This window comes from Komagataeibacter europaeus, assembly GCF_002173515.1.
Classification (GTDB): Bacteria; Pseudomonadota; Alphaproteobacteria; order Acetobacterales; family Acetobacteraceae; genus Komagataeibacter; species Komagataeibacter europaeus.
Map to the genome: position 1 here is coordinate 158,265 of NZ_CP021467.1, position 23,299 is coordinate 181,563.

Sequence of the window (23,299 nt, forward strand, 5' to 3'; positions counted from 1 at the left end):
GGTTTTCTTATGTCTGCAATATTTTGGTGGACGACATTGCGTTCGCCCGCTTTACCGGCATGGCTCCGCCCGGACCGGCCGGCGGGAATATCGCGCAGGTCTGACTGCCTGTACGGCAGTTGGCGGGCAGGCCTGGATCACGCACCGGCCTGTCTTTGGACTTGTGACGGTTTTGTGCCAGTATGTGATCTCTTTTACGCGGCTTTGGCCTCGAAAGCGAGTGGGCTGATATTCCCGAGATAGGAGTGGCGCCGTCGCGGATTATAGAAGCCGTTGATGTATTGAAAGATGGCGGCTATTGCTTGACGCCGTGTAGGCCAACTTTGTCTCCAGAGCATTTCGGCCTTCAGGCTCTTGAAAAAGGTCTCGATCACGGCGTTGTCGTAGCAGTTTCCCTTGCCGGACATGGACGGTGTCATCCTGTGTTCCATCAATTTTTTCTGGAAATCATGGGAGCAGTATTGGCTGCCGCGATCAGAATGGAAAATACAGCCAGGTGGTGGATTGCGTAGACGCACCGCCATATCGAGCGCCCTGATAGCAAGGTCCTTTTTCATCCGGTCACTGGCGGCCCAACCGATAACGCGGCGGCTGAACAGGTCAATGACGACAGCAAGGTAAAGCCAGCCTTCGCTGGTCCAGATATAACTGATGTCGCCTGCCCATTTCCGATTGGCGGCATCAGTCATGAAGTTGCGGCCCAGAATATTGTCTGCAAAACCAAGGGTATGATGACTATCGGTCGTGACTTTGTGCCGACGCGTACGCACGGGACGAAGATCGTTGGCTTTCATCAGTCGCCCCACACGACGCTCACCAACAGCAAGCCCTGCTTCCTTGAGCTCCATGGTCATCCTCGGACGGCCATAGGTCCGGTTGCTCAGGGCAAAATGCTCGTGGATATGCGCCAGGCCCTTCAGGTCGGTGCGCTGGCGCTCGCACATGGGCCTGGAAACCCACGCCCGGTAGCCACGCGTCGAGACCTGCAGGACCCGACACAGGCGCACGATGGGCCAGCGGTCACGATGCGTCCCAATAAACGCGAACCTCACGTCTTTTGGCTCGCGAAGAACTGCGTGGCTTTTTTTAATATTTCCCTCTCCTCCCGTAGGACACGGTTTTCCAGGCGAAGGCGCTCGTTCTCCCAGACGGGATCCGTCTGCGCTCCAGGCGCTGTTGCTGTCAGATCGCTCGACCGATACTGCGAAATCCAGTGGCTCAGCGTTGATTTGCCAATCCCCAGATCCGCTGCCGCCTGTGTCCTGGGCAAACCGCTGCTGAGTGCGATCCTCACCACCTCGCGGCGAAACTCTTCTGTCTGCTTCAATGCCATGGTCTCATGCCTCTCTTGTTGAAAGCTTTAAACGCTCAGTCAACCGGCACAAAACCGTCACAAGTCCACCTGGAACCGCGGTTCAATACTCTGTGCCCGGAGATATTTCCGGATCGTATTGCGTGACAGTCCCGTTCGGCGTTCGATCTCGCGGATCGGAAGATGATCCCGGCAGTGCCACCGACGGATCACACTCAGAAACTCCATGTCAATCACTCCTCAAACCCCCAGCAGATGCTGCCGGGGAGTGTGAAGGCATGGGTCAAATCTCGATGAAAATTTCCGCCCTACCCGGGTCAGTTCTCAGTGAAAATCAACAATCAAGGCACCGGAAGCGTGGCACGACAGAAAAATCCCCAAAAGTTGCATACCTTCAGGATTTTTCAGCTTCTTTTCCGCAGTACAAGTCCTCGCACCACACACTTTGCGGAAGAGCCCAGTTCTCAGTGAAAATCAACAGCCATTTATGATTTTGAGGAATTGCAATAGAATAAACGTCAGGAAACAATAATTTTTTATAATACATAGCAAAAGATTTATTTACTTATTTTATTTATTCTATCAAACGCATTGGAAAAACCATTCAGGGATACCGGGAAGGCAATGGTCTGCCCGCTTGTGGAAACTGCGGCAACCTGCATGGTCTTGCTGGTCCGCAGGCGCGCAAGGACAGAGGCATCGAATGCAAAGGGGGCGATACATCCTGACGGCAGGCATGTCCTGAAGCCGACCGGCTGCCCGACGGGTGCGTTATCCGCCTTTACCGTGACCCCCTTGCCCAGATCCAGCCCGAACGGAAGTACGACAACACCGCGCAGTCCCTGCGGATCGGTGGTCAGTTCCATGTTCATGACCATCCGGTGCGTTTTCTTGTCCATGATCTGCTGCACCATGATGCAGCCCGCCGCCTTGTCGGTCTGCTGGCATATGACCCGCCAGTCCTGATAGGTTTCATTGATGGACGTTGCGCCACCAGGCAGCAGATGCGTCGCCGGTGCGGGTGCCGGTGCGGAAGGCGTGGCCGCCGGGGCAGTCCTGGCTGTAGCGGTGGAGGCCGTGGCATGCTGGGCAACCTCTGTTCCCGCCACGGCGAGGATGGCAAGGGAGGCTGCCGCGCCTGCCATGATTTTCCAGTTCATCATTCCACATTCCATACAGGCATCTGGCCGGAACAGGGCGCCCGGCCAGATGGTGATTGATTGATCAAGAGAGGGACGTCGCCGCCCGGTCAGAACTTCCAGGCGAAACGGCCGCGCAGGCCACTATCCACCGACCTGTTGCCATACTGGCCGATATAGGAAATGCCCAGTTCCAGACGATCCGTCAGGTGTGCGCGCAGCCCGGCATTCAGCACGGCGGCGTCACGCGACAGGGGAACGCCCGCGACATCAAACGAACTGCCGCCCGCGGCAAAGGCTTCCCGCGTGGTGGGCACCGTCGCACCAAAGGTATGACGGTAGGCCAGGCTGCCTTCGGGCACCAGCAGGACATTGCCCGCATGGAATACGGACGACATGCGCACGCCAAAGGTGGAATAGGTCGTGCCCGTATCGATGGCGCGCCCGTTCAGCGCCGCCGCCCCGCCATGTTCACGGAAACTGTCCGTATGCATGTTGACGTAGGCCACGTTACCAAACGGCTCGATCGCGGTCTTGCCCAGGTCGAAGCGATACCCCAGGTCACCAAAGCCCTGCGCCACGCCGCCATTGTAGCTGCTGTTCAGTTTTTCATAGAAACCGGGGAAGGACGCGCTCCGGCTGGTGGACATCATCGCCCAGGTATAGGTCGCCCCCATGCGCAGGGCCAGATGACCCCAGTGCGTCCCGGCATAGCCGCCAACCGTGACGTTGTTGCTGTGCCCGTAGGCATCGGTCCCTTCGGAACTGAAGGTCGAACGGCCATAGCTGACCAGTCCGCCAACGCGCCACGTATTGAAGACCGGCGCATCCGCGCCCAGCACGAAGCCACCAACGGAATGGTTCATGCCGCCTGCATTGCCATCGCCGGAATTATGGCCCCACGACCCGAAGGCCTCGCCCCACAGCGTCACGCGGTCCTGCATGCAGGTGCCGTCCGTCCTGCGGCCCTTCAGGGTTGCCGTCTTCTGGTTGGCGTCGGCGCCGGGATCACACGCGGCATTGCGCAGGCGGTCGATCGCGGCGTTGCGGACATAGAAACTGTCCTCGATCAACGCGGTCCGGGCGGATGCATGGATCTCGCCCGACAGGGCGTCAAAGGCCTTGCGCGCCTGCGCCCCGTTCAGCTGCTCGATGGCGGTCACCATCGCATTGCTGCCACCCATGCCATCCAGCACGGCCGCCACGTCGCGTTCATTGCGCGTATTCGCAACGGATTCGAAGGTCGTGGTGTTCCGGCCCAGCGTAATATCCACGTCGTCCGCAGTATAAAGCAGTTCAGGCGAGAGGAAGGTATAGGCATCCGACAGGTTGGTCGAAAGCCCCGCGAACTGCCCCGTCACCCCGTTCTGGGTGGTCAGGATGGTATATTCGGTCCCGGGTTTGAGTGTGGTGCCACTGGGAACCGTGAATTCAACCGTGCCGCCGGTCAGGGTCGCCCCACCGGTGACCGATACCAGGTCGCTCTGTCCCGCGGTCCCGCCATTGACGACATAGGTGGAACCGGCACCCATGTTCAGGTTGCCATCAACCGTCAGCGTCCCCAGCGCATTGCCACCGGCGGGTGACAGGGTGCCCCCACTGGCAACGGTGGTCGAGCCCACGGTCCCGGTGCCAGCCAGCGTCCCCGCCCCGGCGACGGTCACGCTGGAATTCGCCAGCGAGCCATCGACCGTCAGGGTGCCGTCATTGACACTGGTGTTGCCGGTAAAGCCGGAATCATCACTGGCGATCGTGACATCACCGGAACCATCCTTCACCAGCGCGCCGGAACCACTCAGCCCGTTGCCCAGCGTGCCATCCGTGCCCTGGTCCAGCGTCAGGCTGGCGCCCGTTTCATCATTGATCGCACCCGTGCCGAAGCTGGATGTCGTGCCCACCAGCGTGCCGCCCTGGATATCGGTCCCGCCACTATAGCTGTTGTTTCCGCCCAGGATCAGCGTGCCGCCATCGGTCTTGGTCAGGGTCGTGCCACCCGCGACCTTGCTGTCGTCAATCTTGGAATCAATTTCCGCGACCGTCGCCGCGCCGGCGGCCGTACCGTCACCGACGCGCAGCGTCAGGTCCGATCCGGATGAATACAGCGTATCACCGGTAATGACATATTTGCCGCCGCTGGACGCATCGGAATTGGCGAACTGCGCGCCACTCAGCGTGACATCGCCGCTGCTGTCATCAACGGTGACGGTGCCGCCCTTGCCTTCGAATATGTCGTATGCGCCCTGTGTGGAGGGGGTGTTGCCCGTTCCGGACGAACTGGTCCAGTTGCCATCACCACTGCCACCCGGCGCGGTCCAGACGCCATTCCCGCCATCGACCTGTCCGTTGCCGGACGTGCCATCGCTGCCGTGGTCGCCGTTGACGTTGCCGCCATCCCAGTACTGCTCCTGCGTGCCAGCCGCCGCCACGACCAGGTTGACTTCGTTATCAACGGATGTCTGCAGTGTTTCACCCGTCCCGGCCAGCGTCACGCCATTGTTGGTCAGCGTGCCGCCATAATCATACAGGCGATACACACCCGGCCCGAAATCACCGCCCGGGCTCTGGCTGACATTCAGGGTGCCGGCAATCGTCAGGTTGCCCCCGACACTGACCAGATCGTTATATTTCCCACCAACGGTCCCGGCCTGCCCCATATCGAAATTCGCGATGGACCCGCTGCTTTCGGTCAGGTTCCCGGCAATGGACAGGGTGCCGACGCTGTTGGCGCCATCACCGGGCGAGAGCGTGCCGCCACTGGCGATGGTGACATCCCCGCCCATGGTCCCGACACCCGACAGCGTGGCGCCCGACGCAACCGTTGTCGTGCCGCCGATCTGGCTTTCATTGCCATCGACCTGCAGGGTGCCCGCTGCAACCGTCGTGCCACCGCTGTAGCTGTCGGCGGCGTTATCCAGCACCAGCGTACCGCCGCCTGTCTTGGTCATGCTGCCGGTGCCCGTGACCGTGTTGGCCAGGCTGTCCGTATCGGTGGAGGCGACATCGACATCCAGCGCCGCGTCATCGGTAATCGCGCCCGAACCGAAGCTCGAGGTCGTGCCCGCCAGCGTGCCGTTGGAAATGGTCGTGCCACCGCTGTAACTGTTGGTGCCAGTCAGGGTTGTCGTGCCCGTGCCTGCCTGAACCAGCGCGCCGCTGCCGGAAATCGGTGCCGACAGGGTGGATGCATCGGACCGGTCCACAACCAGCGTGCCATCATCGCTGATGCCGGACGTGCCATCAAGTGAACCGGACATCCCCCCCGTGCCAAGCTGCAGCACCGCGCCGGACGCCACCGTTGTCGCACCGCTGTAGGTATTCGCCCCCGACAGCGTTTCCGTGCCGCCAGCGACCGTCAGGCCGCCCGTGCCCGACAGCCCGCCGGAATAGGTATCCGCCGCGTTGGTCAGGGTCAGGGTGCCATCCAGCGCGGCATTGCCGCTGCCCGACAGCGAGCCGGCCGACGCGCCGTTCGTCGTCACGTCGAGGCTGCTCCCGTTGCTGGCCAGCGTCCCACCAATGGTGTCGCCATCCAGTGTCAGCGCGCCACCCGCAGCGTTCGTGACATCACCCGTCACCGTATTGCCCGCACCCAGCGTCAGCGTGCCGGCATTGGTGACGCTGCCGATCGTCCCGCCGGTCGCCGTCGCCGTGCCGGCTGCCTCGTTCGTCAACGCGCCCGTCACGGTGCTGTCCGTCAGGGTCGCGGTCCCGGTATTGTCCAGCGACGCCAGCGTGCCGTTTTCCGCCGTGACCGTGCCGCTGTTCGTCGTGGCGCCCACATTGCCGCCATTGACGTCCATCGTCCCGGTGTTGCCGACCGTACCGGCGACCGTGCCCGTCACGTTCAGGTTGCCCGCATTGCTGGCATCCCCGGCAATCGATCCCGTCACATCCAGGGTGCCAGCGGATGCCACCGTGGTCACACCATTATAGGTATTGGCTCCCGACAGCGTTTCCGTCCCGCCGGCGACCGTCAGGCCGCCCGCACCCGACAACGCGCCGGAATAGGTATCCGCCGCATTCGTCAGCGTAAGCGTCCCGTCCAGCGTACCATTGCCGCTGCCCGACAGCGAGGCCGCCGATGCGCCGTTCGTCGTCACGTCGAGGCTGGTTCCGTTGCTGGCCAGCGTCCCGCCAATGGTGTCGCCATCCAGTGTCAGCGCGCCACCCGCGGCGTTCGTGACATCACCCGTCACCGTATTGCCCGCGCCCAGCGTCAGCGTGCCGGCATTGGTGACGCTGCCGATCGTCCCGCCGGTCGCGATGGCCGTGCCAGTTGCCTCGTTCGTCAGCGCGCCCGTCACGGTGCTGTCCGTCAGGGTCGCGTTGCCCGTATTGTCCAGCGACGCCAGCGTGCCGTTTTCCGCCGTGACCGTGCCGCTGTTCGTCGTGGCGCCCACCGTGCCGCCATTGACGTCCATCGTCCCGGTGTTGCCGACCGTACCGGCGACCGTGCCCGTCACGTTCAGGTTGCCCGCGTTGCTGGCATCCCCGGCAATCGATCCCGTCACATCCAGCGTCCCGGCGGGCCCCACCGTGGCCGTGCCGGTATAGCCGGTGCTCTGCCCCGACAGGGTTTCCGTCCCGCCAGCCACCGTCAGGCCGCCCGCACCCGACAGCGCGCCCGCATAGGTATCGGCCGCGTTGGTCAGGGTCAGGCCGCCTGCCAGCGTGCCCGCACCACTGCCCGACAGGGAGCCTGCCGTGCCACCATTGGCCGTGACGGCCAGAGTGCCATTATCGGCAACCGTGCCGCCAACCGTGCCGCCATCCAGCGTGGTCGTGCCGTTATCCGCAACGTTGCCCGCGACACTGCCCGACAGGTCCAGCCCGGCCCCCGATGCAACCGTCGTGCCGCCTGTATAGGTATTGGCGCCCGACAGGGTTTCCGTGCCGCCCGCAACCGTAAGGCTACCCGTGCCGCTGGCGCTGCCGCTAAAGACGTTTCCGAATGTGGTATTGCCGTCAGCGATGGTCAGGTTCTTGTCGCCCAGCACGACCGTGCCGCTTCCATCCAGCGCATTCACGGTCGTTCCAGCAACGCTGACACCAGACACATCGAATGTGCCGCTATTGTCATGCACACCGCTGGAGGATGCGATACTGCCAGCCCCATCAAGCGCCAGCGTACCGTTCTGGATCGTGGTGGCACCGGCATAGGTTTCCACTGCCGTAAGATCTGTTGTCCCGCTGCCACTCTGGGTCACGCTGCCCGTGCCCGAGATGACCTGCGACAGGGTGGTGGTGGTCGGGTTATCGACCGTGAGGTTGCCATTATCAACAATGGCAGCTGAATTTGCGATCGTGCCGCTGGTCGTGCCATCGCCCAGTTGCAGGCTTCCCTGGGAGATTGTGGTCGTGCCGGAATAAGTATCGGCATTTGTCAGGATCGTGGAGCCGGTTCCCGCCTGGGTCAGATTCTGGGTGCCGGAAATGACGCCGCTCAGCGTTGCGGCGCCCGCACCGACCTGGCTGATATTCCCGCTACCGGAGATGTTTCCGGCAAATGTGGTCGCATCAGAACGGTCAAAAACCAGGTTGCTGTTGTTGGTGACGTTGCCAGTAATCGACCCGGTGGTGCTGCCGTCTCCCACCTGCAGCGTTCCGGCGGAAATGACCGTACCGCCACTATAGGCATTGGTACCGGTCAGAACCGTCGTGCCGTTACCCATCTGATCAATGCCACCCGTGCCGGTAATATTGCTGGCAAAAGTCTTGGAGTCGGACCGGTCAAAGGCAAGCGTACCATTATCGTAGGTAATGCCGTCGACCCATCCACTGGTCCCGCCCTGTCCCAGTTGCAGCGTTCCGCCGGAATTGATTTTGACTGTCGCCTGCGTCACGCTTGTATCGCCAGCCAGGACCAGCGTGCCGTCATTCACATTGACGGCAAGGGTGGGGCTGAGCGACGTTAGCGGCGCATCTGCCGATCCAACAGTCCATGACCCCGTCCCATCTTTGTCGAGGGTACCGAACCCGCTTACACTATTCGCCAGAGTATCGGTCTTATCATCACCTGTAAGATCGAGGGTCGCCGCATTGCCGCCACCGGACACCGAGCCGTTGACGGTAGAACCTTCGTAAAACGTGACGACATTTGCCAGGGAGCCGGATGACCCAAGCGTGATGTTGCCATTGACTGTCGCACCTGACTCATTGGTGAAATGGACAACGCCAGAATTGCTGTTGCCGATTACAGTGCCAGTTCCCTGCGAACCGGCCGTAATCGTACCATAATTATCAATTGTATTAACGTTGCCATTGGCGGTTGACTGGGTGCCCTGAAACCAGATATCCGCAGCACCCGTATCGGTTTTGATCGTGCCGTAGTTGGTAATCGTATTATTGTAACCCGTCGGATTGATGGCTTCGGCCTGATTCGACCCCCCAGCCACAACTTCGACCACGCCACCCCGGGCAATGGTCAGGGCGGTGTTGCTGCCAAACTCAATGGCGTTGCCGCCAATGCTGTCGGGGCCCTGGTCCTGACCGCCGCCAAGCACGGACCCATTAATCGTGATCGTATTCGGTGTCGTTGGCGTGCTACCGGACCCCACACTGATGACCGTCCGGTCATAGGCTGCTGTTGCGCCTGCGGCCACGGTAACCGAAGAAATCGAACTGCCAAGACCGGTTCCGATCAGTGCCGTCTTGCTGGGCTCGACCGTTGTCGTGCTGCCAGTGTTACCGGTACACGTCACACTGGTGCCGGATGTGACGCACTGCGCAAGCGCTTGCCCCGGAGCAATCAGAGCCAAGCCGGTTGCCGACAGCAGCCACATACGCAACTTGGTTGGTGATCCGCACCCGTACCACACAGAACTTCCAGCCGCCATTAGGAATTATTTCCCCACTTCGATTATGTTTAGCCGAAAAAAACAATATTATTTCAAAGATAATGTAACTTTGGTGGAATATATCTATTCGTAAAAAATGGTCAAGTAGATATTGACCTGAATTCCATTGTGGTATTGCCAGACAACCAGAAGGATATCAGGAAAAAATATCCTGCATCCGGGTATCGGATGTTATTGATGGAAAAGCATAACCATTGCCTAACGATTGCCGAACCCGGACGGGGCGGTGCATTCCCGTCACCGCTTTGGGCACCGATAATATTTCCAGCCCGTCTGGAAGATCACCGGGAATCCAGCCTCCCTTTCATGCGTCGGACCCGGAAGGCTGGTGCTCGATGGGACTTGGGGTGAATCGCATCAGCTAGCAGGCAATTCGATCCATCCGTTCGCTCAAAGTTACAGGGATCCGATCGCAGACACCCAGCCGAGTTCAGCAGGTAAATTAATTATATAAGATCCGGTCGGGCCTACGGCGCGCCACCCGTTCGCCGCCTTCACGCTCACGCCGAAGCCACCGGATCGCCGTCGAAATCCCGATCCCGAACCGCTTCGCCACTGAACGGGCTGACCCGCCCGCCGCTCCGGCTTCCGGAACGTGCATCCGAAGATCGTCACTCAATGCTCGCGCCATCACCATCTCTATCAATGGAAACGGTGAATCACAATCCATGCCCGTGTCACCCCACACGATTCATAGTGCAGTGGACGTGCTCTAGCGTTCTGTGACTGTGGCCACCGTGCCGCATGGCCATAGGGCCAGAAAGACGAGTTGCAGGGCGACTGCCCCAAGCGGAAGCCAGACAAAGCCTGCCATGACCCAGTGTTTCAGGCTGGGTAAAACGATGTGAGCATTGGCTGCATAATGGCCGTAGGCAAGAAAAGAGGCGAGTATGAATCCCGTCACACCCATGGACATTTTTGTGACCAGAGTATTGATTGAATAGGCCATTCCGGCTGTATTTACCGGCGACGTCATCCTGCCCATATCTATGCCATGTGCCAGAAGCACATAATACAGCGGGGAGGTTACACCCTGTGCCAGCGTCAGTATGACAAAGCCCACAAAGAAAAATGATAAGGAGTGTCCGGCTGATACCAGCAGCAGATACGCCATGACCTGAATGATCACGCAGACAATTGCGCTGCCGATGACACCAAGGCGGCGGACGACGTGAGGACATATAACGGCACCGACAAACCCCATTATGGTGGCTACGGTCAGGAGGATACCCCCCATTTCCTCGGTGCCTCCCAGAATGATGCGGGCATAGTACAGGGCAAAACCGTACAGCGCGGCCAGCCCGGCAAACTGCAGGAACACCAGGGCATTGCACAGCCACCAGCACCGGTTCTGCGCCAGCGTGCGCAACACAACCACAGGTGAATGGCACGCGGGCTGTGGCGGGTAACGTGTAATGCAGGCGCGGCCGACATATCGCCACAGGATTGTCGCGGTAAGGGCAAGGCCCAGCGCATACAGCGCCATGCCATGCTGGCGCTGCATCATGCCGGTTCCACCACCAAGCCATGTAATGGCCGGAATTGTAGACAGCGATACAATGAACTGCCCACCCTGGCAGCCCATCATCCTGAAGGCATTCAGCCCAACCCGGTCATGCGGCTGGCGGGTGATCATCGTACCCAATGCACCATAGGGCGTATTGATGCAGGAATAGATGGCGCCCAGGACAATATATGTCAGTAAGGCCCACAGTATTTTCCCGTGCGGGGAAAGTGGCAGGGGCAGGAAGCATGCAAACCCGGCCACCCCGAACGGAAGTGCCAGCGAACGGATCAGCCGGGGAACAATCTGTCCGCCCTGGCGATCAATGACATAACCGATAGCGGGATCACAGAACGCGTCAAACACCCGCGCCACCAGCAGGATCCACCCCACGGCGGCCACAGGCAGCCCGTATATGTCTGTGTAGTAATACATGAGGTATGACGAAGTCATGCCCCACATCAGGTTGGAAGAAAGGTCGCCGCATCCATAAGCGACTTTCTCACGCAGGGAGACTTCACTGGTTATGGATGACATCACTGGCCTCCAGGCTGGAATGAATGGTTACAGGCGCCCAGCCCGGAGTTCTTTGGCCAGATGATTGCACGCCCGCATGCTGACCGCCATGACGGTCAGTGTCGTGCCCAGTGCCCCGCCAGTAGGAAAGCTGGAAGCATCCGTGACAAATACGTTGGGCACGTCCCATGCCTGACAGAATGGATTGAGCACGGAAGTCGCAGGATCATTGCCCATCCGTGCCCCGCCGCTTTCATGAATGGCGGCCCCCATGGTCATGCTTTTTGGAAACATCTTGCGTATGAACCAGCGTATGGGAAAAGGTTTGCCAGGGTAAAGCCCTGCGTCACCTTCCCCCAGCCCAAGGGGCGAGGCCCAGAAGTCAACATGACCGCCACACGTCTCGATCATGTCCGCGCAATCGCGGATCTGCTTGCGCAGCATGGCGCGTTCATTTGCATGGGGTGCGCAGCGGATATGGGGCAGGGGTATCCCCCACCTGTCACGTCGGCGTGGGTCAAGGGTGATGGCGTTGGTGCGATAAGGCAGCATTTCCCCAAAGCCCATGATCGTAACCGGCACTTCGCTTCCCCCGACTGATGCATGACGGCCAATGGAGCCCTGGTATGTATAACCGCGCTTGAAAGCGGGATCATGTGCTCCACAGGCATTTTCGTAACGGGGAATGTACAGCCCGCCCGTAGTGCCAAACAGGGTATGGACGGGCAGGGGCGCATCCTCACCTTCCCGGCTGGTTGCGGGCCAGCGACCAAACATGAGGCTTGGGCACTGGTCCATGAAATAATGACCAAGCGTGCCGGAACTGTTCCCCAGTCCATCGGGATGCAGGCGACTGCGTGAATTCAGCAGCAGACGCACGCTTTCTATGGGCGATGCGCAGACAACCACCGCTTTCGCATGGGCGACGCAGGCCGTGCCCGTCCTGCGATCGACATAGCATACACCTGTCGCGCGTCCCGACGCGGGGTCTGTCATGACTTCGCGCGCCACGGCGTCTGACTGGACCGTCAGTCTTCCTGTTGCCATTGCAGCTTTAAGGGAGTTGGGAAGCGGGCCGCCATTATGGGGATTGAAACGCCAGGGCACCACATGCCGGTTTGGCCAGCGTGTTTCTACTGCGTTGCGGAAGCTGCGTTCCTCTGGCGTCAGGGGGGTGGACTGGGCCATTACACCATCAGGCGCGGTTTCAATGCCATCACGGGTGCCATGGATGCCAAGGAATGTTTCCACCTTTTCATACCACGGCGCGAGATCTGCATATGATATGGGCCAGTCCACGCCCCCGGCACCCTGGTCTGCACCCTTGAAGTCATAATCGGACCATCGGAACAGTACGCGCCCGAACGCATGCAGCCGCCCGCCCGTCTGTCGTCCCCGGATCCACAGGAAAGGGGCGTCCTTCGGGGTCGTGTAGCCATGCTGCCGGTCGTTGACGAAAAGGTGCTTCAGCGTCTCGCTGAAGAACGCCACGCGGGACTGTATGTGCTGGCCCGACAGTGTGGCCCTGATACGGGGGAAAAGCTGCACGTTGTCGCCGCCGCGTTTGTTCGCAGGCGGTTTGATGTCGCTGTCGGAAAGTGAGCGCCCGGCTTCGATCACCAGCACGGACAGCCCCTGTTCCGTTAGTTCCTTTGCCGCGAAGCCGCCGGCAGCCCCCGATCCCACGACAATGACGTCGTATCCTGTTCCGGTCATATTCCGTTCCTGATGGTGCAAAAAATTAAGTCGCGGCCGTGTGGCTATGCCTGCAGCAGGGTCCATGCGCCGAACTGCGCGCCGGATTCCAGTGCGGCTTCGATAAACTCCTGCCCCCGTATTCCATCGGGCAGACGGGGCAGGAGGGGGGCGTCATGACCACCCAGCAGGGATGCCGTATCGGCATAAAGCCGGGCAAAGGCTTCCTCATATCCTTCGGGATGGCCGCGCGGCAGCAGGGAAGGGGTCTGGACCACGCTTCCCCCACGCGCGACATGGGTCGTGCGGCCATCCGCTGTGGAAATGATCAGGCTGTCCGGCTGTTCCTGGTTCCATTCCAGTCCGGCTTTTTCCCCGAACAGGCGTAATCTCAGCGCATTGCCACATCCGGTTGCAACCTGACTGACCCACAGGCTACCGACCGCATTGTTGGAAAAGCGTAGCTGTACCTGCGCATCATCCGGCACGGCGCGGCGGGGTACAAGTCGGGAAACCCGGGCCGAGAGCACTTCGCACCGCAGGCCGGATACGAATTCCGCCAGATGGAAGGCATGTGTCCCGATATCCCCCAGGCAGCCCCCCGCGCCACCGGTGCGCGCGTCAAGCCGCCATCCGCCATCGCTATCAGCATCGCCAAGCCAGTCCTGCAGGTATTCAACCTGAATATTCCTGAGCGCGCCCAGTGCACCATCCTGCACCAGCCGGCGCGCTTCACGTACCATGGCGTAACCACTATAGGTATAGGCCACGACCATGTCCTGAGCCTGCGCGATGAAACGCTCGGCAAAATGCCGGGCCTGCTCCAATGTGAGTGCAAGGGGTTTTTCGCACAGTACAGGGATGCCTGCTTCCAGAAAGGAGGCAGCGACGGGCAGGTGCATATCGTTGGGGGTGACGATAATGGCAAGGGCGATACCGTCCGGCCGGGCCGCTTCGGCCCGTGCCATCTGCGTCCAGTCAGTGTAGGTGCGCGCCGGGTCCAGTCCCAGCGCCTGTCCTGCCTTCAGTGCCGGGCCAGCATGTCGTGACAGGCACCCCGCAACCAGCGAGAACTGTCCGGTCAGGGCCAGCGCGCGGCGATGCACGTCTCCCATAAAGGAGCCGGGCGCGCCGCCGATCATGCCGACAGGCCATTTCTTCATGTCATTCTCCTGAAATTTACAGGCCAAGACAGCGCTGCCGTTCGTCATCCGACAGGGAACTTGCGGCAAAGTCATCAAATGACTGCGTGGTCATTTCGATCATGTGGCGTTGTATGAAGGGTGCGCCTTCACGCGCGCCCTGTGCTGCGGTCTTGAGGCAGCATTCCCATTCCAGTACCGCCCAGCCGTCATAGCCATACTGGGTCAGGCGTGAAAAAACGCCGCCGAAGTCGATCTGCCCGTCGCCAGGGGAACGGAACCGTCCGGCCCTGTCGCGCCAGTTGGCAAAGCCGCCGTACACGCCCTGCCTGCCGGTTGGGTGAAATTCGGCATCCTTGACATGAAACGCGCCAATCCTGTCGTGGTACAGGTCGATAAAGGCAAGGTAGTCCATCTGCTGCAGCAGCATATGACTGGGATCGTACAGGATTGCACAACGCGGGGCGTTGCCAAGCAATGCGGCAAAATGCTCGAAGCTTGTGCCATCATGCAGATCCTCGCCGGGGTGCAGTTCAAAACACAGGTTGACGCCAGCTTCATCAAACGCATCCACAATCGGGCGCCAGCGTGCTGCAAGCGTGGAGAAGGCAAGGTCGATCAGACCGTCATCACGTGGCGGCCATGGGTAAAGATACGGCCACGCCAGCGCGCCGGAGAAGGTGGCATGCGCCTTCAGTCCCAGCCGTGATGACGCCCGTGCGGCCAGCGTCAGCTGGGAAATGGCCCATTGCGTGCGCGCCGCGGGGTTACCCTGCACGAATGTGGGAGCAAACCGGTCGAACTGGATATCATAGGCCGGATGGACCGCAACGCACTGGCCCTGGATATGGGTGGACAGTTCAGAGATGACCAGACCATGTTCCGCCAGCATCCCCCGGATCTCGTCACAGTAATCCTGACTGGATGCCGCCCGTTCAAGGTTGAAGATATGGTCGAGATGCGTGGGAAGCTGGAGTGCTTTGTATCCAAGTCCGGCTGCCCACTGCGCCAGGCCGGGCAGGGTGTTGAAAGGGGCGTCGGGCCCGATGAACTGGGCAGCGAAAATGCCGGGGCCTTTCATGCCATACCCCTTCTGGTCAGGAGGTTGACGAACGTAACGCCCCGCCGCAGCGCGGGCACGGGCCGGGGACACGCATCAAGTTCCAGAATGGGGCCGCACCGGAGCGGCGCATGGGCAAGCAGGGTGGCCAGCCGGCCAAAATCGGCCTGTCCATTGCCCAGTTCACAAAAATAGTTCCGGTGCCGGGCATGAATGTCCTGCCCGATGGGGGTATCGACCGGCATGGCCCGGGTTGCGTCTTTCCAGTGCATGGCCACGACACGTTCAACATGCCGGCCAAGCACATCCGCCGGGTTTCCCCCTTCAAGGATGATATGCGCCGGATCGGGGCACAGCGAAACATAACGCGGATCGGTCAGCAGCATGAACAGGTCTACATCACGCGGGGCGCAGGCAACGGTGTGGGCTTCCGTATGGATCGCCAGCGTGATGCCATGGCGGGCAGCCGTGTACCCCATGCGATTGAGCAGGCTGGCGATGGGAGCGGCAAAGGCAAGGTCCACAAACGCGGGCGGTTCGGACAGAAAGGTGGCGCGACAGGGCAGTCCCGCCACCAGCACCGTTCCCCCCGTTGCGGCAAGGAAGCGCGCTGCTGTCTCGACCCGCGCCAGAATCCGTGGTTCGGCGCTGGCGTATTCACCAACGGGAATACGATCCAGAGCCGGAAAAAAGGCTGACCAGATTTCCAGGTTCCGGGTTTTCAGTTCATGGGCCAGGGCGGATTCCGACCCGAATGCCGCCATGGCGCCGGCCTGGTCAAATGGCGGGAAGGTCAGTTCAATCCCCGTTATTCCTGCAGCGTGCAGGCTGTCGAGTATCCGGGTCCAGAATGTCCGGCCATCCGCTGCGGCCAGACTGTCGACTTCCGGCTCCGTACTGACATCCCAGAAAGCAGGGTTGTAGAAAGTAACCAGATCTGTTCCGATTTTCACCTGCATGCGCTCCCTGATAAGTCTACATGCGGCGCGGGTATGTATTAACTGTAACGAAACGGCCGCAAATGTAGTCTCAGGACCTACATACAGGAATGCAACAGGAATGCAAACGGTTGCCGAATCAGATCACGTCGACTGGCGCGCAACAAAGGTTGGCGCAAGGGCGACAAGGCGGGGGGTCGTGATCCGGCCATTGTGAATATCGGCCAGAACCTGCACTGCAACGCGGCCGATTTCCAGCGTGGGCTGGATAACGGTGGTCAGGGACGGGCTGGTAAAGGCGGTGTAGTCCATGCCGTCATAGCCTGCGATGGCAACATCCTCCGGCACGCGCAGGCCGCTTCCCAGAACCGTGTGCATGAAGCCCAGCGCCAGCCCGTCGCTGCAGCAGATCACGGCGGTTGGGCGTTTTTTCAATGCAAGAAAGGCCTGAGCCGCCTTCGTGCCTGATGCCATGTCAAACGGACCGCCCTCCAGACGTACCAGTTTCTTGCCCAGCCCAAGTGTGGACAGCCTGCTTTTGACTGCATTATAGCGAATATGTTCATGGCCGATGCCTGCCGGCCCGGATACGAAGGCGAAGTGACGGTGTCCACGTTCGACCAGATGATCGACAATCGCGACGTATCCGTCCACTTCCTGTGTCATGACGCTGGTTAGCCCGGAGGTCGTCAGATCATTGAAAATACTGACAACCGGCAACGTTCCCTCATCCGGGCTCCGCTCTGCCGGTGGCAGCCACTGTTCGGTCGCCACCAGCAATACGCTGTCCGCCACGCCAGCCTGCAGGTAGCGCATGACATCGCTGGCTGAAATCGTCTGCTCCAGGTACTGTCGCAGCATGACGTTCAGGCCAAGGGCTTTTGCCTCTTCGCACACACCCAGCAGAATTCCGGTAAAAACCGGAGAAATCGCCTGGCCTGAAAAGCTGGAGGCCAGCACCAGAATGGTGTCCGTTGTGCCACGGCTCAGGTTTCGGGCGGCAACATTTGTTTCGTAGCCGAGTTGAGAGGCGACCTTTTCAACCAGTCGCCGCGTCTCGTTGCTGACCCGGTCCGGTCGTGACAGGGCGCGGCTTACGGTAGAAATGTTCAGGCCGGTCTGTTCCGCCAGGTCTGCCAGGGTTATGCGCTTGGTCACCTGTCTGGTGTCTCCTCGGTTTTCACACCCACGCAGGTGGTGGGAAATACAACGTATTCAGGCTGCCGGTCCGGTTTATGCCCGATCTCCTGATCCCTCAGGATATTGCGCTGTGGGGCATAGGTCGAGGGCCTGAATGCAGATGTCGCGCGGCCGTGTGGCCAATCGCAGGCTGCTTCGATGTCGTGGTGTCCAGCGCGCGGCGTCAGGGTGGGAAGGCTGTTCCGGCATGCGCTTCTGAACTGTCGTCAATCTGCAACACCCGCGCTGGAATATGAATTACGAAAGCGATGGGCCAAAGTGGCCATGGCAACGGAAAACCGCCATTGCCAACGGTTGCCATATATTTTTGTAATGCAATGATAAATGGTGGTTTTCAGTTGGATGCATAGGGAGGGAATGGGCCTGCTGTATGCAATAAGACTGCCTATTTTTGGCTATTTTTGGCGAAATACGGAATAAATTTATTATTCCTATTCGGCAACAATAGGATGGACTTGGTATTTAGAATCATGGCAATCGTTTCCCATACACGCTGTTCTGCCGGGTGACGCAGTCCATCAGGTAAAGCATGTTATCGTTTACGGGGGGATCCGATATGGTTGCAGGTGCCATGTTTCACGGCAGATACTGGTTATTAACGACATTTCTTCTCGGTACCACCGGGTTTGTTGCTGTTTCACATGCGCAGGGCGTGAATGGTACGAACGAGACGACCAAAGTCCGTCATGCCGCATCTTCCGGATCCCCTGCTTCATCATCCGGCACGGTGGCGCGGGGCGCGCATTCCGTGCAGGCCACTTCGGCCCCGGAAATCCTGCAGGTCAGTTCCGGCCGGGCAGGCGGCGGCGGCATGATGCGGCAGGAAAGGGCATCGCACAGCATCCAGACTGTAACCCGGCAGTTCATGGATATGCGCAGTCCGGCGGGGACGGCGCTGGATATGGTCAAGAACCTGCCCAGCCTGAACGTATCAACGCAGGATACATCGGGCATGACGGGCGGTTCGATTGAAAGCCGCAGCCTGAACGACGGGGATATGGCACTGCTGATTGATGGCGCGGTCGTGACATCCGGCACCGAATACCTTCAGGAAGACATCGATACGGAAAACATGGACCGTATCGAGGTCACGCCGGGAACATCCGCCATTGACCAGCCCGTTACGTCGGCGGCGCTGGGGGTCATGAATGTCATGACGCATACACCCAGCCACAAATTTGGCGGCCTGACGGATTTTTCATATGGCACCAATGACATGTCCCGGCAGTTTATCCGGCTGGAAAGCGGGGACATTGGCAAGACCGGCCTGCGCTCGTTCTTTTCGTTTTCGCATACCCATGCCGATAACTGGATCGGTGCGGGCGCATCGGACAAGAAGCATATCGATTTTGGCGTGCAGAAGGATATCGGGACGGATTCCTACATAAAATTCTTCCTGTCATGGAACCAGGAACGTTACGGAATCTATAACTATCCCACGGCTGACCAGTTTTATGCCAAGAAGCACGGAACGGGCACATGGGGCGCCAGCAGTGATCCGGGCAGTCCGAATTTCTGGGGTAATCACCAGGAAGGGCCATGGAATGAAGTATTCATGACCCTGCCCGTGCATCTGCGTCTGACAAACCGGCTGCATTTTGATCTGGTGCCCTATTTTGCCTACGGACGTGGATGGAGTTCATCCGTCAGCGGCGAAGCCGGGTCCGGACTGACCTATGCCAATGGCAGTGCGGTGTCACCCTCGCAGCTTTCGGTCAATTACTATGACCAGCGTACACCCACTACGGGCGCCACGATCAAGCTGACCTACGATATTTCACGTCATAACCAGATGACATTTGGATACTGGTATGGCTATACGCAAAGTCGGCAGTGGGGCCCGAACAGCGCGGTAAACCAGAACGGTTTCTCCAATGATCCCGATAACCTGTCCACCGCCTATTTCCAGAACGGTCAGCGTGATTATTCGTCAAACCAGCAGACAGGCGACCAGATTCACGCGCTGTTCATTCAGGATACGGCAAAATACCTCCAGAACCGTCTGGTCGTGTCCGCCGGTTTCAAATTTGCCATGATGAACTACTGGTTCGACAATTATCTGACGCACCAGACCATGGGGTCGAATTCTGTGGTGCCCCTGCCGCGTTTCTCGACGTCGTACACCTTCAATCGCCACCATCAGATTTACGTCAATGCGCAGGGGGATTTCCGCGCGCCTGATCCCAGCAACCTTTCGGCAAACACATCGCTGCCCCGCAATCAGTACACGATCAAGGAAGAACTGGGGTACCGTTATAATAACCGCTATATCATTTTTGACCTGTCGCTATTCAACTATGCGATTACAAATCGTCTCCTGAGTGTCTATAACGCAAATAATTCGTACAGTACCGTCAATGCGGGCAACCAGACGGCACGTGGTTTCGACATCATGCTGTCCACGCATCCGTTTCATCATTTCAGCCCCTATGTTTCGTTTGAATACCTCAACGCGCACCAGGATTCGAATGTCCAGTATGGCACGTCCTATCTGCCCACCAAGGGCAAGGAAGCGATCATGGCGCCTCATGTCATGGCCAATTTTGGCCTGACTTACGATAACAGGCATTTCTTCGCCAATGCCACCGTGCATTATACAGGCCCGCAGTCCGTTACCCTGGTAGGGGATGAGAGGATACCGGGCTATGTCACCGATACCATCTCGCTAGGGTATCGTTTTTCGCCCTTCCTGGTGGCGAAATCCCCTACGTTCCGGTTGAATTTTACAAACCTGACCGGTTCCATGGTCCGGACGGGTACGACCGGGGTCGCGGATAACTATCATGCGGTAACGCTGCTGAATGGACAGCATATTGCGGGTTCATCTGGGGCACAGTTTTATGTTGAACCACGTTTCAGCATGACCGGAACCATCTCCACTTCATTCTGATCGCAATCTTGCACGATCAGGCAGGCTGCATGGAGGATCCTTTTGGACGTGCTGTAGCCTACCTTTTTGCGGGACTGATGGGCGCTTGCCCGTTCCTCGGATCAGTAATGGTTTTGCGCGCCGGGTTGGGGATCGGGCACGACCGCAAGGTAGATAAAACCTTCCACATTGCGGAAAACCGCCGGGCCAGCGTGTTGTCGACCATCAGGGAAGGTCTTTGCCACTAATTGCTCCGGGATTGGTGTCTGTAATCAATCTGAGTCTTGATACCCGCCAACCTTGCCCGTTGCGGCTACGCGGTTCAGGCAGCAGGCATCGTCCTGAGCGAGCAGATCATCGTACGGCGGCCCTGCGTGATGCAGTACCCAAACCGGATTGGCACGTTTTTTGTGATGATAGGGAAATGCAATGAATTACGATCAGGTGATGATATGCGGAAACGGACGTTAGCGTGCAGGCTTCTGACGGCTGCTCTTGCTGCTGCTACCGGCATGCTGGCGGCACCGGCGGCGCAGGCCGCTGCCCCCTCGGTCACGGCGCCCGCGGGGGTGATCTCGGGCATGAAGCAAGGGAATGCGGATATTTTCCTTGGCGTTCCGTTCGCCGCACCGCCCATGGGACAGGCCAGGTGGCAGCTATCCACGGCCCTTGCGACCTATCCCGCCCCCATCCGGGCCACGGCCGCGCGCAAGGGCTGTTCCGCGCCGATCAGCGCCGATGTAGGCGAGACGGTGAATGAAGACTGCCTTTACCTCAACATCTATCGGCCCGCTGACGTGGATGCGCGGGCCCACCTTCCGGTAACCGTCTTCATTCATGGTGGCGGCAACCAGACCGGCACGCCCGCCAGCTATGACGGGACGGAATTCGCCACCCGCACCCATTCCATCGTCGTCATCCCCACTTATCGGGTGGGGGTTCTGGGTTTCCTGGCCCTTGGGGGTGACCGGGGGCACCCCCAGGGGGATCTGGCACTCAGCGATATCATCTCGGCGCTGAAATGGACCCACGACAATATCGCGGCGTTTGGTGGCAATGCCATGGGCATGAGCGTGGTGGGAGAATCCGCCGGGGCCGCCAATATATGTGACGTGCTGACCGCACCCGCCGCACATGGGCTTGTAACGCAGGCAATCATGCAGAGCGGCTTCTGTCCAGGTCGGCCCACGCGCGCGGTAATGGAGGCGATCGGCACGGCAACGGCGCAGGCGGCAGGCTGCACGGGGCCTGATCCACTGTCCTGCATGAAGCGCCTGCCGGTTCCAGCCCTGCTTGCGGCATGGAATACGGTATGGCAGCAACCAACTGTCCGGCTGAAGGACGGGACATCCGTCTCCCGTCCCCTGTTTCCGATCACGCCCTCCGGCAGCACCTTGCAGCCACAGTCGGTAGATGCGGCAATCCGGGCGGGCGCCGTGGGTTCCGTTCCGGTCCTGATCGGCTTCAACCGCGATGAACTGCGGACATTTCTTGCAGGATATTATCCGCTGTCAACTGACCGGTACCACACGTTGCTGCGGCAGGATTACAGTGGGTTCGCAGCGGATCTGCAAAAGGAATATCCTCTCGCTGCGGGGCAGGATCCTGTCTATACCCTTTCCGCCCTACGCACGGACCAGATGCTGGTCTGCCCCGCATTGCGAGGGGCTGCTGTGCTGGCTGGCGCAACACGTGTTGCCGTCTATGAATTTGCTGACCGGACAGCACCCCCCTTCCGCTCGCTTGCCATGAAACTGCCGGATGCCCCGGGATTTGACCGTGGCGCGTCCCATACGGCGGAACTGTTGTACCTGTTTGGTTACAAGTCCGTCGCCGGTCCGCTATCGCCCGCGCAGCAGGCGTTGTCTGTCCGGATGATGGATATGTGGGCCACGTTCGGACGATCGGGCACGACCGCGCCATGGCCGGCGTGGACCCCGCAGGCCCCCGATGTCACGGTGCTGGCGCTGCCAGCCGATGGAGGGATCCGGATCGAGCGCGACGTGGCGGCCCGCCATCATTGCGGGTTCTGGGACCGTCATCCCACCATTCCCAACAGCCTTTTTCCGTAATCGCATCACCCGCGCCGGACACCCGATGGCGGGAATGCAACGTGGGTCTATAATACCCAGATAGAAAAGACGCCGCCATTCATGAACGCAGACCCCTTCATCCTGTCCACGATGCCGTGACAACGCGCGCCCATAGCCGGACATCCATATTCTTCAGGCAGGCCTGTGGGGCACGGCTCCTCCTTGCGGCCCCTGCCATACTGACATGCGGCGACGGGGTCGTGTCGCACTATCCGGACGGAGGAGGGGAGGACGGTTTGAACATCGGCATGAATGGCGACAGGGTTTTTGACGGCCATACCGAACTGAAAGGCGCCGATCCCGACATCATTCTGGAACTGATCGCGTGGGATGAACTGCGCTTCCTGATCAGTGGCGACATGGCCTATTGGTCAAAGGCCCATGAAGCCTCCATGGGAAAGCAGGGCTTTGCCTCAAAGATTTACAGGAAAAAGCCTCATCTCAGGCCTGCGCCCCGACACGTCCAGAGATCAAATGCTGGAAAATCCGTCGTCCGGTCCCGTGTCGAGCATGTCTTGGCTGATCAGAAAGCACAGACGGGACTGTTTGTCCGGACAGTGGATATCACCCGTGCTACCATGAGGATCGGACTGGCCAATATTGTCTACAACATGCGCCGCTTTCTGTTCCTGGAGCGGATCAGCGCCCCAATTTAGAAAACAAGACTATAATGTTCCCCGCTCTGCCCCGGACGCAGAGCGAGAGTCATCACCCAAAACCATCAATACCTGCTGCTTGAGCCCAAAATCAGGACATTGGTGCCTCAATCAAATGCTCGGATGACTGACACAAAACCGTTGTAGGTCCAGATCGGCGGCGATAAGGAATTACCGATGTTGCAACCCACGGTGGTGGTTTGTTTCATGGTAAAGAGGCTCGAGGGGATAGGATAGTCTTCCTATGTATCCTGCAATACGAAACCATTTATCATACTTATAATCACTCTTTAGCAGGACACGGATCAGGTTGTTCCA

General features: G+C 59.5%; 12 protein-coding genes and 1 pseudogene. 3 read left to right on the forward strand and 10 right to left on the reverse strand.

What is annotated here, in order from left to right:
* Positions 1-194: 194 nt before the first annotated feature.
* The 10 genes from S101446_RS00770 to S101446_RS00815 all read right to left on the reverse strand — a co-directional run bounded on the left by S101446_RS00770 (position 195) and on the right by S101446_RS00815 (position 17,321).
* A protein-coding gene (locus S101446_RS00770; RefSeq protein WP_087607272.1) for an IS3 family transposase occupies positions 195-1,333 on the reverse strand; the annotation gives its coding sequence in 2 pieces (ribosomal slippage) (positions 195-1,090 and positions 1,090-1,333; 1,140 coding nt in all).
* Between the two features lie 536 nt (positions 1,334-1,869).
* Positions 1,870-2,475, reverse strand: coding sequence for an invasion associated locus B family protein (locus S101446_RS00775; RefSeq protein ID WP_244184321.1), 606 nt, complete (start codon positions 2,473-2,475; stop codon positions 1,870-1,872).
* Positions 2,476-2,561: 86 nt separating this feature from the next.
* Entirely contained in the window at positions 2,562-9,152 is a 6,591-nt protein-coding gene (locus tag S101446_RS18295; protein ID WP_167376408.1) for an autotransporter-associated beta strand repeat-containing protein, read from the reverse strand.
* A 598-nt stretch (positions 9,153-9,750) separates the two neighbouring features.
* Complete coding sequence (locus S101446_RS00785) at positions 9,751-9,939, reverse strand: IS630 transposase-related protein (protein ID WP_279629053.1); 189 nt, start codon at positions 9,937-9,939, stop codon at positions 9,751-9,753.
* An 81-nt stretch (positions 9,940-10,020) separates the two neighbouring features.
* Entirely contained in the window at positions 10,021-11,349 is a 1,329-nt protein-coding gene (locus tag S101446_RS00790) for an MFS transporter (protein ID WP_087607276.1), read from the reverse strand.
* A gap of 27 nt (positions 11,350-11,376) precedes the next feature.
* On the reverse strand, positions 11,377-13,044 hold the full coding sequence (locus S101446_RS00795) for a GMC oxidoreductase (RefSeq protein ID WP_087607277.1): 1,668 nt from the start codon (positions 13,042-13,044) through the stop codon (positions 11,377-11,379).
* Between the two features lie 44 nt (positions 13,045-13,088).
* Entirely contained in the window at positions 13,089-14,186 is a 1,098-nt protein-coding gene (locus tag S101446_RS00800; protein ID WP_087607278.1) for a Gfo/Idh/MocA family protein, read from the reverse strand.
* A gap of 16 nt (positions 14,187-14,202) precedes the next feature.
* Positions 14,203-15,246, reverse strand: coding sequence for a sugar phosphate isomerase/epimerase family protein (locus tag S101446_RS00805; protein ID WP_087607279.1), 1,044 nt, complete (start codon positions 15,244-15,246; stop codon positions 14,203-14,205).
* Complete coding sequence (locus tag S101446_RS00810; protein ID WP_208620536.1) at positions 15,243-16,184, reverse strand: sugar phosphate isomerase/epimerase family protein; 942 nt, start codon at positions 16,182-16,184, stop codon at positions 15,243-15,245. Before S101446_RS00810 ends, S101446_RS00805 begins: the two co-directional genes overlap by 4 nt.
* A 123-nt stretch (positions 16,185-16,307) precedes the next feature.
* The gene (locus tag S101446_RS00815) at positions 16,308-17,321 is read right to left on the reverse strand and encodes a LacI family DNA-binding transcriptional regulator (RefSeq protein ID WP_087607280.1); all 1,014 of its coding nucleotides are present in this window, start codon (positions 17,319-17,321) and stop codon (positions 16,308-16,310) included.
* Positions 17,322-17,919: 598 nt separating this feature from the next.
* On the opposite strand from S101446_RS00815, the gene S101446_RS00820 reads away from it, so the two are divergent.
* From S101446_RS00820 to S101446_RS00835, 3 genes and pseudogenes are all read left to right on the forward strand, one after another.
* A complete protein-coding gene (locus S101446_RS00820) occupies positions 17,920-20,253 on the forward strand; it encodes a TonB-dependent receptor (protein ID WP_408884624.1) in 2,334 nt (777 codons plus the stop codon).
* A 431-nt stretch (positions 20,254-20,684) separates the two neighbouring features.
* Complete coding sequence (locus S101446_RS00830; RefSeq protein ID WP_087608790.1) at positions 20,685-22,304, forward strand: carboxylesterase family protein; 1,620 nt, start codon at positions 20,685-20,687, stop codon at positions 22,302-22,304.
* 377 nt (positions 22,305-22,681) lie between these two features.
* Positions 22,682-22,981 (forward strand): annotated as a pseudogene (locus tag S101446_RS00835) (IS5/IS1182 family transposase); the annotation flags it as partial.
* Positions 22,982-23,299: the final 318 nt, after the last annotated feature.